Consider the following 12,778-nt stretch of genomic DNA (forward strand, 5'->3'; position numbering starts at 1 on the left):
CCGCCGGGCCGGATCGCACGGGTCCACCGTCCTGGCGGTGGAACCCGTCATCCGCAAGGACTCAGGCGCCGCGCGGACCGCGTGGCTTGAAGCCGCCAGGGCGGCCGCCCGGACCAGCAGAGCGCGGACCGCCGGGACGGCCGGCGGGCTTGGGGCCCTTGCCGAAGCGCGGCTTGAACGAGGACGCGGCGCCCTGCTCCTCGCCCGGCTCGACCCGGCGCATGCGCAGCTGCTGGCCGGACACCCACACCTTCTGCAGGTGCTGCAGCGTGTCCGACGGCATTTCCGCCGGCAGGTCGAGCACCGAGTGGTCGTCGTGGATGTCGATGCGGCCGATGTAGCGGCTTTCCAGCCCGGCCTCGTTGGCGATGGCGCCGACGATGTTGGCCGGCTTCACGCCGTGCATGTGGCCGACCTCGATGCGGTAGGTCTCCATGCCGAATTCCGGCGCGCTGCGCGGCGGCATCTCGCGGCGCGGACGCTCGCCGGACTCGCCTTCGCCACGCGGCGGACGCGGCGCGTGCTCGCCGTCGTCGGCGCGCGGGCCACGCTCGAAGCGCGGTTCGAAGCGCGCCGGGCGCTCGCCGCGCTCTTCGCGCTGGCGCGGGAAACCGCCGTCGCGCGCCGGACGTTCGTTGCGGCCGGCCTGCGGTTCGCGGCGCTCGCGCACCGGCGGGGCCAGCAGGAACGGCGCATCGCCCTGCAGCAGCTTGGCCAGCGCGGCGGCGATGTCGATCGCCGGCACGTTGTTCTCGCCTTCGTAGCGCTGCAGCAGGTCGCGGTAGAAATCCATGTCGCCGCCGGCCAGGGTCTGGCTGATGCGGTCCATGAACTTGGTCACGCGGTGGTCGTTGACCGCGTCCACGGTCGGCAGCTGCATTTCCTCGATCGGCTGGCGGGTGGCGCGCTCGATCTGGCGCAGCATGCCCTTCTCGCGCGGGGTGACGAACAGGATCGCCTCGCCGCTGCGGCCGGCACGGCCGGTACGGCCGATGCGGTGCACATAGCTTTCGGTGTCGTACGGGATGTCGTAGTTCAGCACGTGGCTGATGCGCTCCACGTCCAGGCCTCGGGCGGCCACGTCGGTGGCGACCAGGATGTCGAGCTTGCCTTCCTTGAGCTGGCCGATGGTGCGCTCGCGCTGGGCCTGCTGCATGTCGCCGTTGATGGCGGCCGCGGCCAGGCCGCGCGCCTGCAGCTTGCCGGCCAGTTCCTCGGTGCCGGCCTTGGTGCGCGCGAAGATGATCATCGCATCGAAGGTTTCCACCTCCAGGATGCGGGTCAGCGCGTCCAGCTTGTGCATGCCCGCCACCCACCAGTAGCGCTGGCGGATGTTGGCCGAGGTGGTGGTCTTGGAGGCGATGGTCACTTCCACCGGCTCGCGCAGGTAGGTCTGCGCGATGCGGCGGATCTGCGGCGGCATGGTCGCCGAGAACAGGGCGACCTGGCGGCTTTCCGGCAGCTTCTTGAGCACGGCCTCGACGTCGTCGATGAAGCCCATGCGCAGCATTTCGTCGGCTTCGTCCAGCACCAGCGTCTTCAGCTCGGACAGGTCCAGGGTGCCGCGGTCGAGGTGGTCGATCACGCGGCCAGGGGTGCCGACCACGACGTGCACGCCACGGCGCAGCGCCGACAGCTGCTGGCCGTACGGCTGGCCGCCGTACACCGGCAGCACGCGGAAGCCGGGCATCGAGGCCGAATAGGTCTGGAACGCCTCGGCGACCTGGATGGCCAGCTCGCGGGTCGGCGCCAGCACCAGCACCTGCGGCTTGGTGGCGGAAAGGTCGATGTTGGACAGCACCGGCAGCGCGAAGGCGCCGGTCTTGCCGGTACCGGTCTGCGCCTGGCCGAGCACGTCGCGGCCTTCCAGCATCGCCGGGATGGTGGCGGCCTGGATGGGCGACGGGGTCTCGTAACCGACGTCGGCGACCGCTTTCATCACAGGCTCTGAGAGGCCGAGATCTGCGAACAGCAGCGGCGCGGGGGTTTCTTGGGACATGGGGGCTCCGGGGGCACCGCCGCGAACGCAGCGGGCAGGAAAATGGGGCGTATTGTGCGCCTTGCGCAGGCCGCTGTCGAAATCCCCGATGGCATCCGTTCAGCTGTGATATCCGGCGGCGGCCGGCGAATCACCCGGCATCGTCCCCCTTGCGACCGTCATGGCCCCGTCCCAGCCGCTTCCCGAGCCCCCGGCCCGCTTCACCGAACTGCTGCAGCGCCATCGCGGCATCCTGGTCAAGGTGGCCGGCAGCTATGCGCGCCAGCGCGAGGACCGCGAGGACCTGGCCCAGGAGATCGCCGCCCAGCTGTGGCGGGCGTGGCCTGGCTACGACCCGGCACGGCCATTTTCGACCTGGATGTACCGGATCGCATTGAACGTGGCGATCTCGCAGCTGCGCGGCCGGGCCCGGACGCCGACGCTCCAGACCGCCGCGGACGACCCGCTCGAGACCCTGCCCGACCCGGCCGCGCACGACCCCGACCGGGCGCAGCAGGTCGAACGCCTTTACCGCTTCATCCATGCCCTGCCGCCGCTGGACCGCGCCCTGATGCTGCTACATCTGGAGGAGTGCCCGCAGCGCGAGATCGCCGAGGTGCTGGGCCTGAGCACGACCAATGTCGCCACCAAGATCGGCCGCCTGAAAGCGCGCCTGCGCAACGAACTGTGACCCAACCGAGGACGCCCTCATGGAACCGGATGAACTGAAGACCGCCTGGCAGGCCCTGGCCCGCCACCTGGAACGGCAGCAGGCGCTGGACCTGCAGTTGCTGCGCGTGCAGGCCAGCCGCCGCCTGCACGACCACCTTGCCCCGTTGCGGCGCGGGCAATGGCTGCAACTGGCGTTCGGCATCGGCCTGGTCGTGCTCGGCATCGCCTGCTGGCAACGCAACCTCGACGTGCCCGCCTATCTGGCCGCCGGCATCGCCGTGCATGCCTTCGGCGTGCTGACCGTTGCGCTGGCCGGCATCGTGCTGGACCGGCTGCGGCGCCTGGACCCCACCGCCCCGGTCCTGGAACTCGAGCAGGGCCTGGGCCGGCTGCGCCGCCTGCAGGCGCTCAACGGCATGCTCGCCGGCTGGTCATGGTGGGTGATGTGGGTCGTGGTGCTGGTCGCGCTGGGCGGCATCGCCGGCATACCCGCCTGGCCGGACATGGCGCCGTGGTTCGCGGCCTGCGTCGGAACCGGCCTGCTCGGCTGGCTGGGTACCGCGGCGCTGTACCGCCGGGCGCGGACCTCGCCGCGTCCGGGGCTGGCGCGCCGCGCCGAGGATGCGGTCAGCGGCTACAGCCTGCGCCAGGCGCAGGCGGTGATCGAGGAACTGCGCCGGTTCGAACAGGAGTGACGAGCAGGACGGATCCCGCGCGGGCGATAATCGCCCTCCTTCCCCACCGGCATCCCCATGCAGACCATCGATTTCGAACTGGACCGCGAATACGTGGAACTGAAACAGCTGCTCAAGCTGACCGACCTGGTGTCCAGCGGCGGCGAGGCCAAGATGATCATCGGCGAAGGCCAGGTCCGCGTAGACGGCGAGGTCGAACTGCGCAAGGCCTGCAAGATCCGCGCGGGCCAGCAGGTGGCGCTGGGCGAGGTGCGGATCCGCGTGCTGGCCGCGACGTAGCAGTGGTGGCTCAGAAGCTCGCGCGCTGGGTCAGGTGCGCGGCGATCATCTTCCTGAAGGGCGCCACGCCGTGCGCGGCGCGCAGCGCGGCACCGCGCAGCAGGCGGGCCGGCAGGCGGCTGTCGTTGTACAGCGTGGCGATGGCATTGGTCGCCTCGTAGAGCGGCCAGGTCGCCAGCCTGTGCCCGCGCTCGTAGCGGGCCAGCACGGCAGCGGCGCCGATGTCGCCGCCGCGCGCGGCCGCGGTGGCGACCTCCTTCACCAGCCGCTGCTGGCTCTGCAGGCCGAAGTTGAAACCATGCGCGGTGACCGGATGCATGCCCACTGCGGCATCGCCGGCCAGCGCATAGCGGTGCGCGGCGAAGCGGTGCGCGTACACGCCGACCAGCGGATAGACATGGCGCGCGCCCACCGGCCGCATCCGGCCCAGGCGCTGCTCGAAGAAGCCGGTGACGGCGTTGCCGAACGCCGCATCGTCCATCGCCATCAGTTCCTGGATCCCCTGCGGCGGCAGGGTGATCACCGCCGAACACTGCTCGCCCGGCAAGGGCAGCATCGCCAGCGTGCGGCCATAGCCGAACCACTCCCAGGCGGCGTGGTGGTGCGGCTGCTCATGGTCGAGCCGGCACACCAGCATCGACTTGCCGAAGTCGCGCATCCGCGCGCCGATGCCCATCATCCGCCGGGTCGCCGAGAAACGGCTGTCGGCGGCCACCACCAGTCGCGCCGACAGGCGGCGGCCATCGTCGAGCACCACCGTGTTGGCCGCATCGCCGGTCTCGATCGCGGTCACCTTCGCGCCATCGACCAGCTCCAGTCCCGCCTGCCCCTGCACTGCCTCCCAGGCGGCGCGACGGATCAGGTGGTTCGGGACCAGCCAGCCCAGCTCGTCCACGTTCTCGTTGCCGGCCGCGAAACCGAGCGCGAACGGGGAGGCGCCATTCATGACCCGGGCGCTGCGCAGCGGCGATACCTGGGCCGGGTCCAGGCGCTCCCACAGGCCCAGCCCGCGCATGATCTGCCGCGATGCGTGGGTCAGCGCGATCTCGCGGCCATCGAAGGCCGGTTCGGCCAGCGCCGCGGCCGTCTGCAGTTCGACCAGGGTCACCGACAGCCCCGTATCGGCCAGCCCCCGCGCCAGGCACAGCCCGGCCGGACCCGCGCCCACCACCAGTACATCGACAGCCCGCATCTTCCGCCTCCGCATTCCGTGTCCGGCACAGCCTACGACCCGCGCGCGGCACCGGCCTTGATCCGGATCATGCGCTGCGGAGATCACCCGGCTCGATCCTGCGCCCCTGACCTCAGGCGCCGACCTGCGGGACCAGCCGGGACCTCACAGTCCGCCGCGGCGAGGCTCCAGGGTCGCTGCCGCCGGCGCCACCCCCGGCAAGGGCGCGGCTTCGACCGGCATTTCCAGCAGCGCCGTGTCGATTTCCGAAAGCGGGCTCTCGTCCGGGCAGGTCTCGTCCGGGAAACCAAAATGCTCCTTGAGCGCCTGCCCGCAGTTGGTGACGGCCTCCAGGTCGGCCCCTTCCACCTTGCACTGGCGGTCGAAGGCGATAAGGAACGCATCCTTGCGGCGCACGAAATCGTCGCCGCATTTGCGCATCTGCTTGATCCTCTCCAGGTCGTCCTGCACCGCATTGGTCCCGTCCAGCCCGTACTGTTTGAGCTCCTCGCGGGTGAGCACGCGCAGGCTGCGGTTGGGCACCGTCATCATCAGGTCGGCCACGCCCACCGCCACGCCGTTGCGCTGCAGGTAGTCCTTCACGTTGTCGTAGACCTCGTGCAGTTCCTTGTTCAGCTCGGCGCGCGAGGTCGCGGTGGAGCTGATGCGCATCATCCGGTGGATGCCGACCTTGCCCGAGATCAGCCGGTTGTCGCCGGCGGCCAGCACGAACACGCAGGCGCTGTGGCAGATGGAGCCTTCGCGCACCCAGATGGTCCAGCCGGCCTCGCCGATGCTGTCGCCGGCGACGATCGCCGCTTCCACCTGGCCGCCGCTGGAATCCAGGTCGAGCACGCGCTTGCCGATCTTCAGCGCATCGGCCACCACCGCCAGGCGCGAGACCATCGCGGCGAAGGAGGGGTTGATCTTGCCGGCATAGCGCACCCGCACCAGCCCGCGCTCGCGGCACGGCTCCAGCGCGGCATCGAGGGTCTTTCGGTCCAGCGCCTCCAGCGCGGCGCCGTCGCCGACCTCGCCGGTGTAGTCGGTATCGCAGCTGACCCAGGCCTTGCCGTTTTCCAGGGTCACTTCCGGCCAGGCCTTGTCCCGCGCCGGCTTCACCGGCGGCGGCGGCGGCGGCGCATCGGCCGCGTTGATCGACACCATGTGGTCGCCATCGGCAGCCAGTGCCGCGGCCGGGTCGGCGGCGACGACCGGCTTGCCCTTGTCGGCGGGATTGCAGGCCAGCAGCCCGACACACAGCAGCAGCGGCGACCACCAGAATCTGCGCAACATGGAGAACGATCGGATCCGTACGATGGCGCCGCGCGCCGGGGAACGGACAGTCTAGTGCGCATTGCCGCTCCCGCCGCAATGCCTCCTGAACTGACGATCCGTCATGAGCATTGATGTCCGGAAACGGCCAGTACGCACCTGCCGCCGGGCCTAGACTGGGCGCCATGAACGGTCCCGCCCTGCCCAGCCACGAACAATGCGAACAGGCCCGCCTGGCCCGCGATGCGCGCTTCGACGGGCTGTTCTTCACCGCCGTGCGCAGCACCGGCATCTACTGCCGGCCGGTATGCCCGGCGCCGCCGCCGCGCCGCGACAACGTCAGTTACTACCCCACCGCCGCGGCCGCGGCTGCGGCCGGCTACCGTCCGTGCCTGCGCTGCCGGCCCGAACTGTCGCCGGACGATGCCAACTTCATGCAGGACCACACCCTGCACCGCGCGTTGGCGCTGCTGGACGAAGGCATCCTGCAGGACCAGCCCGCCGCCACGCTGGCCGAGGCGATGGAGTTGAGCGCGCGCCAGTTGCAGCGGCTGTTCGTGGCCCGGCTCGGCGCGACGCCCGCGCAGCTGCACGCCACCCGCCGCCTGCTGTTGGCCAAGCAGTTGCTGACCGAAACCCACCTGCCGGTCACCGAGGTGGCGCTGGCGGCCGGTTTCAACAGCCTGCGCCGCTTCAACGCCGCCTTCCTCGCCGGCTGCGGCATGCCGCCAAGCGCGCTGCGCAAGCGCCACGGCGCGGTGGCCGGCGGCGAACCGGTGCTGCGGCTGGCCTACCGCCCGCCGCTGGACTTCCCGGCGATGCTCGCCTTCCTGCGCAAGCGGGCGATCCCCGGCATCGAACGCATCGACGCCGGCAGCTACCAGCGCGTGATCGTCGCCGGCGGCCGCGCCAGCCTGATCCGCGTCAGCGCCGATCCGAAACGTCCGGAGCTGCGCCTGCAGCTGGGCACCACCGATGCGCGCGCGATCCCGGCAATCGTGACGAAGGTGCGGCGCGTGTTCGACCTCGATGCCGACCTGGCTACCGTCCATGCCTGCCTGGTGCACGAACCGCTGCTGGCGCGCGGCATCGCCCGGCGCCCGGGCCTGCGCATCCCCGGCGGCTGGGACGGCTTCGAGGTCGCCGCGCGCGCCGTGCTCGGCCAGCAGGTCAGCGTCGCCGCGGCCACCACGCTGGCGCGACGGCTGGTCGACCGGTTCGGACACGTCCTGCCGGACATGCCCGACGGCCTGGACCGGCAATTCCCCACGCCCGCCGTACTGGCCGAGGCGCCACTGGAAAGCATCGGCCTGCCGCGCACCCGCGCGGCCACCCTGCGTGCGGTGGCACTGGCCTGCGCCGAAGGCCGGCTGGAATTCAGCCGCGCGCAGACCCTGGAACAGTTCGTCCACCAGGCCACCGCCCTGCCCGGCATCGGCCCGTGGACCGCGCACTACATGGCGCTGCGTGCGCTGGGCATGCCCGACGCCTTCCCCGCCGGCGACCTGGTGCTGCAGCAGGTACTGGGCGAAGGCCAGCGCCTGAGCGAACGCGCCACCGAGGCGCGCTCGCAGGCGTGGCGTCCCTGGCGCGCCTACGCCGTGCTCCACCTCTGGCACCTGGCCGCAGAACCGAACAAGGAACCCGGGCAATGACCCTCTACTACGACCGCTTCGACACTCCCATCGGCCCGCTCACCGTCGCCGCCGATGCCACCGGCCTGCGCCACATCCTGTTCGCGCAGAACCGCCATGACGCCAAGGGCCGCGAGCAGTGGCGGCACGACCCGGCCGCCGTCGCCGAACCGCGCCGGCAACTGCTGGACTACCTGCATGGCCGGCGCCGCGCCTTCGATCTGGCGCTGGCGCCGGTCGGCACCGAATTCCAGCTGCAGGTCTGGCATGCGCTGGCCGAAATCCCGTTCGGCGGCACCTGGAGCTATCGCCAGCTGGCGCAGCACATCGGCCGTCCTACCGCGACCCGCGCCGTGGGCGCCGCCAACGGCCGCAACCCGCTGCCGATCGTACTGCCCTGCCACCGGGTGATCGGCAACGACGGCACGCTGACCGGTTTCGGCGGCGGCCTGCCGACCAAGGCGGCGCTGCTGCGCCTGGAAGGCATCGGCAACGATGGCGCGCGGGTCGGCGACCTGTTCGGCTGAGGATTCGACCGATCCGGGAAAAAGCCCGGGTCAAAAGTCGTATTCGTCGCGTAACGAATGCCGCCTATCATGGGGGAATGGTTTCCTTCCGCTTCCCCGTCGCGGCCCTGGCCTGCGCCCTGCTCGCCGCCTGTGCCACGACACCGGCACCCTCCGCTTCCGCGCCGCCCACCGTCCTGCTGCTGTCCATCGACGGCCTGCGCGCGGACATGATCGAGCGCGGCTACAGCCCCAACCTCGCCCGCCTCGCCCGCGAAGGCGTGCGCTCGGTCGGCATGTCGCCTTCCTATCCCTCGCTCACCTTCCCCAACCACTACACCCTGGTCACCGGCCTGCGCCCTGACCACCACGGCATCATCCACAACAGCATGCGCGCCGAGGACCTGGGCGACTTCCGCCTCGACGACCGCGACGCGGTGACCAACCCGGCGTGGTGGGGCGGCGAGCCGATCTGGGTCGGCGTGGAGAAGGCCGGCTACAAGAGCGCCACCTGGTCATGGCCCGGCAGCGAAGCCGCCATCCAGGGCGTGCACGCCAGCCAGTGGCATGCCTACGACGAAAGCGTGCCCCTGCCCGAGCGCATGAAGCTGGTGCTGTCATGGCTGGAAGGCGCCCCCGACGGCCGCAAACCGCGCATGGTCGCCGCCTACATGGAGCCGGTCGACAAGGCCGGGCACAACCATGGCCCGGATTCGCCCGAGTACGCCGCCGCGCTGCACGAAGTGGACGCAGCCATCGGCCTGCTGCTGGACGGCATGCGCCGCGATGGCCTGCTCGACCGGACCAACGTGATCGTGGTTTCCGACCACGGCATGGCCAGCGTCCCGGCCGGGCAGGTGATCGCCACCGAAGACATGGTCGCGCCGGAAATCGCGCGCGAAGTGTCGGTCGGCCAGTCGGTCGGCTTCGCCCCGCAGCCCGGCCGCGAGCAGGAGGCGGAAAAGGTGCTGCTCGGCGCGCACCCGCACTACGACTGCTGGAAGAAGGAACAACTGCCGGCCCGCTGGCACTACGGCACCCATCCGCGCATCCCGCCCATCGTCTGCCAGATGCATGAAGGCTGGGACGCGCTGACCCGCAGGAGCATCGCCAGGCGCTCGCCCGGCAACCGCGGTTCTCACGGCTACGACCCGGCGCTGCCGTCGATGCAGGCGGTCTTCGTCGCCCGCGGCCCGTCGTTCCGGCAGGGCGTGCTGCTGCCGCGCTTCGACAACGTCGACGTCTACCCGCTGCTGGCGCGGCTGACCGGCATCACCGCGGCCCCCAACGATGGCGACCCGGAGACACTGCTGCAGGCGCTGCGCAAGCCGGACTGACCCCCACCGGGGGCGATCCCTCTTCACCGCCCCTTGGCCGGGCAACAAAAAAGCGGCGCAAGCGCCGCTTTTTGGCTGCTGCCAGGCCGGGATCAACCGGCCTTGGCCACCGTCTTCTTGGCCACGGCCTTCTTGGCCGGCGCCTTGGCGACAGTCTTCTTGGCGACCGGCGCAGCTGCGCCCACGGCCACCTTGCTCACCGAATGCGAACGCGCATTGCCGTAGCTGGCGTTGTAGCGCTTGCCCTTGGCGGTCTTGCGGTCACCCTTACCCATGTCGTCAACTCCTTGGTTTGAAATCAGATTGCCCCGTACTGACACGGGTTCGGCGAGGCCGCTGTAGCAGCGCCCCCGCGCGTGAGGTGGAAGCCTAACATGCGCCCCTCAATGTGCGCAGCTGGCGTCGTGCACGTGCAGGTGGTTGAGCCTGAGGTTCATCAGATGGGCCAACCCCACCAGCACGCCGCCGACGGTCATCACCACCGCGTGCGGCACCTGCGAATGGTGCAGTCCGGCGTGCAACAGGCCGGCCCAGAGCAGCGCCAGCCCCGGGACCAGCAGCGCCAGCGCGCGCAGCGCGCGGTGGCGGCGGTAACCCCAGAGCAGACTGAACAGGCCGAGGAAAGTCACGAAGACCACCACCGCCTGCTCGACACCATCGCTCAACCAGAACGACAACCCCAGCGAGGGAGCCAGCGCCAGCAATGCCGGCAACACCGCGCAATGCACCGCACACAGCAGCGAGCCGGCGGCGCCGAAGCGGTCAAGGAACTGGCGGGACGATTTCGGCGGCATGACTTTCAGCAGGGGCGGCGGCGCGTTATGGAATAATATAACATTATCGTCCCGCCCGGCTCCCCCTTTTTCCATCGCAGCCCGTTCAAGCCGTTCTGCGCCCCTCCATTGATACAAAGTAACAACACCATGACCCGACAGATTCCCACCCGCGCCAAGCCGCACCTCGCCCGCCACGCCCTGTTCCTGGCGCTCGCCGCGGCCTTTCCCGCCGCCCAGGCCGCCGACGACACCGACGGACAGAGCCATCACCTGACCGAACTGTCCGCGGTCAAGGTCACCGCCTCCCCGCTGCAGAGCGATGCCGAATCGCTGGCCCGTCCGGTCGCCGTGCTGACCGGCGAGGAACTGGACGCGCGCAAGGGCGCCACGCTCGGCGACACCATCTCGCGCATGCCCGGCGTGCAGACCACCTATTTCGGCCCAGGCGTGGGCCGACCGGTCATCCGCGGGCAGGAGGGCCCGCGCGTGGCGGTAGTCGCCAATGGCGTCGGCAACATGGACGCCTCCACTGTCAGCGCCGACCATGCCACCAGCATCGAGCCGTTCCTGGCCGACCAGATCGAAGTACTGAAGGGCCCGGCGACCCTGCTGTTCGGCAGCGGCGCCATCGGCGGCGCGGTCAACGTGGTCGACGGGCGCATCGCCAGCGACCTGCCCGACCGCCCCCTGAGCGGCCGCGCCGAACTGCGCGGCAACAGCGTCAACAACGAACGCAGCGGCATGTTCCGGCTCGACGGCGTCAGCGGCGGCAACCTCGTGCTGCACGTCGACGGCCTGGTGCGCAATGGCGACGACTTCCACATCCCCGGGTACGCGATAGACCCCGCGGCGCTGGATGTGGATCATGACCACGACCATGACGACCACGCCGGCGAACTCGGCCCGCGCGGGCGCCTGGAGAACAGCTCGATGCGCACCCGCGCCGGCGGCGTCGGCGCGACCTGGCTGGGCGAGTCGGGCTTCCTTGGCGCCTCGCTGGGCACCTATCGCAGCAACTACGGCATCCCCAATGGTGCCCACGTACATGCCGACGACGACCATGACCACGACGGTCACGACCACGATCATGCCGATGCCGGCGCCGCCGACGAAGGCGAACACGATGTGCGCATCGACATGGTGCAGAACCGCTTCGACGTGAAGGGCGGGCTCTACGACCCGCTGCCGTTCCTGCAGAGCCTCACCGTCCGCGCCGCCTGGACCGACTACGAGCACACCGAACTGGAGGCCGGCACGCCGTCCACCCGCTTCACCAACAAGGGCGTGGAAGGCCGCGTGGAAGCGGTACAGCGTCCGGTCGCCGGCTGGAGCGGCGCGTTCGGACTGCAGTTCGGCAGCAGCGACTTCGGCGCGCTGGGCGAGGAGGCCTTCGTACCGGGCACCAGCACCGACACGCTGGGCCTGTTCGTGCTGCAGGAAAAGCGCTTCGGACCGCTCAAGCTGGAACTGGGCGGCCGCCATGACCGGGTCAAGCTCAGCCCCGACGATGGCCAGCGCGGGCGCGATTTCGGCGCCACCAACCTGTCCGCCGCCGGCATCTGGACGATCAGCGACGGTTTCGACCTGCGCTTCGGCGTGGACCGTTCCGAGCGTGCGCCCACCAACGAAGAGCTGTACGCGGCCGGTGCCCACATCGCCACGCGTTCGCTGGAGATCGGCGATGCCAATCTGGATACCGAGCGCGGCCAGCGCATGGAACTGGGCCTGCACGCTCATAGCGACCGCGTCGATGTCTCGGCATCGATCTACCAGACGAAGTTCAAGGACTTCATCTACCTGGCCGATACCGGCGTGGTCGAACAGGGGCTGCCGGTCCGGGTCTGGACCCAGCACGACGCCACCTTCAAGGGCGCCGAGGCCGAAGCCATGTTCCACCTGGTGCAGGGCGACAGCGGCGACTGGGACCTGCGCGTGTTCGGCGATTACGTGAAGGCCGAACTGGACGGCAGCGGCAGCCGCCGCGCGGACATCGCCGTGCCGCACGGCGACCACAGCCACGGCTACAGCGTGGACCTGGCCAATGGCGGCTACCTGCCGCGGATCGCGCCGGCGCGCATCGGCGCCGACCTGCGCTGGGCGCGCGACGGCTGGCGCGCCTCGCTGGGGGCGATCCGTTATGGCAGCCAGAAGGATGTGGCGTTGAACGAGGCGCCCAGCGCCGGCTACACCCTGGTCGATGCGCACCTGGCCTACCGCTGGGACCGCAACGGCAGCAACAGCTACGAGCTGTTCCTGGACGGCAGCAACCTGACCAACCGCGAAGCCCGGCCGCATACCTCGCTGCTGCGCGACTATTCGCCGCTGCCTGGCCGCGGCGTCGCCTTCGGCATCCGCGCCTGGTTCTGACCGGCGCACTGACGAAGAAGCAGCAAAGGAAGGGGCCGCAAGGCCCCTTCCTTGCTTTGCGGCATCGGGTGCCCTTCCCGCCGCAAGG

The 12,778-nt window shown here is 70.4% G+C and carries 11 protein-coding genes and 1 pseudogene; 7 read left to right on the forward strand and 5 right to left on the reverse strand.

The window, feature by feature from the left end; genetic code table 11:
* Nucleotides 1–61: 61 nt before the first annotated feature.
* Nucleotides 62–1,999, reverse strand: a complete 1,938-nt coding sequence (locus QMX80_RS01410; RefSeq protein WP_055764426.1) for a DEAD/DEAH box helicase — start codon at nt 1,997–1,999, stop codon at nt 62–64.
* A gap of 160 nt (nt 2,000–2,159) precedes the next feature.
* On the opposite strand from QMX80_RS01410, the gene QMX80_RS01415 reads away from it, so the two are divergent.
* From QMX80_RS01415 to QMX80_RS01425, 3 genes are read left to right on the forward strand one after another with little or no spacing between them, the layout of a single operon-like run.
* Nucleotides 2,160–2,669, forward strand: a complete 510-nt coding sequence (locus QMX80_RS01415; protein ID WP_282274777.1) for a sigma-70 family RNA polymerase sigma factor — start codon at nt 2,160–2,162, stop codon at nt 2,667–2,669.
* A gap of 19 nt (nt 2,670–2,688) precedes the next feature.
* Nucleotides 2,689–3,345 carry a serine/threonine protein kinase gene (locus QMX80_RS01420; RefSeq protein ID WP_282274779.1) on the forward strand — a complete coding sequence of 219 codons (657 nt, stop codon included), beginning with the start codon at nt 2,689–2,691 and terminating at the stop codon, nt 3,343–3,345.
* Nucleotides 3,346–3,402: 57 nt separating this feature from the next.
* A complete protein-coding gene (locus tag QMX80_RS01425) occupies nt 3,403–3,624 on the forward strand; it encodes an RNA-binding S4 domain-containing protein (RefSeq protein ID WP_055764420.1) in 222 nt (73 codons plus the stop codon).
* 10 nt (nt 3,625–3,634) lie between these two features.
* Here the strand turns inward: QMX80_RS01425 and ubiM are convergent, their stop codons facing one another.
* Nucleotides 3,635–4,816 (reverse strand): 5-demethoxyubiquinol-8 5-hydroxylase UbiM, encoded by a 1,182-nt coding sequence (ubiM, locus tag QMX80_RS01430; protein ID WP_282274783.1) that lies wholly within the window; start codon nt 4,814–4,816, stop codon nt 3,635–3,637.
* Between the two features lie 144 nt (nt 4,817–4,960).
* Nucleotides 4,961–6,091, reverse strand: a complete 1,131-nt coding sequence (locus tag QMX80_RS01435) for a hypothetical protein (protein ID WP_055764416.1) — start codon at nt 6,089–6,091, stop codon at nt 4,961–4,963.
* A 164-nt stretch (nt 6,092–6,255) separates the two neighbouring features.
* On the opposite strand from QMX80_RS01435, the gene QMX80_RS01440 reads away from it, so the two are divergent.
* From QMX80_RS01440 to QMX80_RS01450, 3 genes and pseudogenes are all read left to right on the forward strand, one after another.
* The gene (locus QMX80_RS01440) at nt 6,256–7,725 is read left to right on the forward strand and encodes a DNA-3-methyladenine glycosylase 2 (protein ID WP_282274787.1); all 1,470 of its coding nucleotides are present in this window, start codon (nt 6,256–6,258) and stop codon (nt 7,723–7,725) included.
* Nucleotides 7,722–8,189: pseudogene (locus QMX80_RS01445) on the forward strand (methylated-DNA--[protein]-cysteine S-methyltransferase); the annotation flags it as partial. The gene QMX80_RS01440 and the pseudogene QMX80_RS01445, both read left to right, overlap by 4 nt.
* A gap of 119 nt (nt 8,190–8,308) precedes the next feature.
* Complete coding sequence (locus QMX80_RS01450) at nt 8,309–9,547, forward strand: ectonucleotide pyrophosphatase/phosphodiesterase (RefSeq protein ID WP_282274790.1); 1,239 nt, start codon at nt 8,309–8,311, stop codon at nt 9,545–9,547.
* A 92-nt stretch (nt 9,548–9,639) separates the two neighbouring features.
* Here the strand turns inward: QMX80_RS01450 and QMX80_RS01455 are convergent, their stop codons facing one another.
* Entirely contained in the window at nt 9,640–9,822 is a 183-nt protein-coding gene (locus QMX80_RS01455) for a 30S ribosomal protein THX (RefSeq protein WP_054666917.1), read from the reverse strand.
* Nucleotides 9,823–9,930: 108 nt separating this feature from the next.
* Nucleotides 9,931–10,341: a MerC domain-containing protein gene (locus QMX80_RS01460; RefSeq protein ID WP_282274798.1), complete on the reverse strand. Its 411-nt coding sequence runs from the start codon at nt 10,339–10,341 to the stop codon at nt 9,931–9,933.
* A gap of 129 nt (nt 10,342–10,470) precedes the next feature.
* On the opposite strand from QMX80_RS01460, the gene QMX80_RS01465 reads away from it, so the two are divergent.
* Nucleotides 10,471–12,690 (forward strand): TonB-dependent receptor, encoded by a 2,220-nt coding sequence (locus QMX80_RS01465; RefSeq protein ID WP_282274799.1) that lies wholly within the window; start codon nt 10,471–10,473, stop codon nt 12,688–12,690.
* Nucleotides 12,691–12,778 lie beyond the last annotated feature (88 nt).

This window comes from Stenotrophomonas sp. PS02297, assembly GCF_029959705.1.
In the GTDB taxonomy this organism is placed as follows: Bacteria; Pseudomonadota; Gammaproteobacteria; order Xanthomonadales; family Xanthomonadaceae; genus Stenotrophomonas; species Stenotrophomonas nitritireducens.

Excerpts from the sequence above, each read along its gene's own strand:
- QMX80_RS01410 (WP_055764426.1), bottom strand. The coding sequence starts at position 1,999 with ATGTCCCAAGAAACCCCCGCGCCGCTGCTGTTCGCAGATCTCGGCCTC.
- QMX80_RS01415 (WP_282274777.1), top strand. The coding sequence starts at position 2,160 with ATGGCCCCGTCCCAGCCGCTTCCCGAGCCCCCGGCCCGCTTCACCGAA.
- QMX80_RS01420 (WP_282274779.1), top strand. The coding sequence starts at position 2,689 with ATGGAACCGGATGAACTGAAGACCGCCTGGCAGGCCCTGGCCCGCCAC.
- QMX80_RS01425 (WP_055764420.1), top strand. The coding sequence starts at position 3,403 with ATGCAGACCATCGATTTCGAACTGGACCGCGAATACGTGGAACTGAAA.
- ubiM (WP_282274783.1), bottom strand. The coding sequence starts at position 4,816 with ATGCGGGCTGTCGATGTACTGGTGGTGGGCGCGGGTCCGGCCGGGCTG.
- QMX80_RS01435 (WP_055764416.1), bottom strand. The coding sequence starts at position 6,091 with ATGTTGCGCAGATTCTGGTGGTCGCCGCTGCTGCTGTGTGTCGGGCTG.
- QMX80_RS01440 (WP_282274787.1), top strand. The coding sequence starts at position 6,256 with ATGAACGGTCCCGCCCTGCCCAGCCACGAACAATGCGAACAGGCCCGC.
- QMX80_RS01450 (WP_282274790.1), top strand. The coding sequence starts at position 8,309 with ATGGTTTCCTTCCGCTTCCCCGTCGCGGCCCTGGCCTGCGCCCTGCTC.
- QMX80_RS01455 (WP_054666917.1), bottom strand. The coding sequence starts at position 9,822 with ATGGGTAAGGGTGACCGCAAGACCGCCAAGGGCAAGCGCTACAACGCC.
- QMX80_RS01460 (WP_282274798.1), bottom strand. The coding sequence starts at position 10,341 with ATGCCGCCGAAATCGTCCCGCCAGTTCCTTGACCGCTTCGGCGCCGCC.
- QMX80_RS01465 (WP_282274799.1), top strand. The coding sequence starts at position 10,471 with ATGACCCGACAGATTCCCACCCGCGCCAAGCCGCACCTCGCCCGCCAC.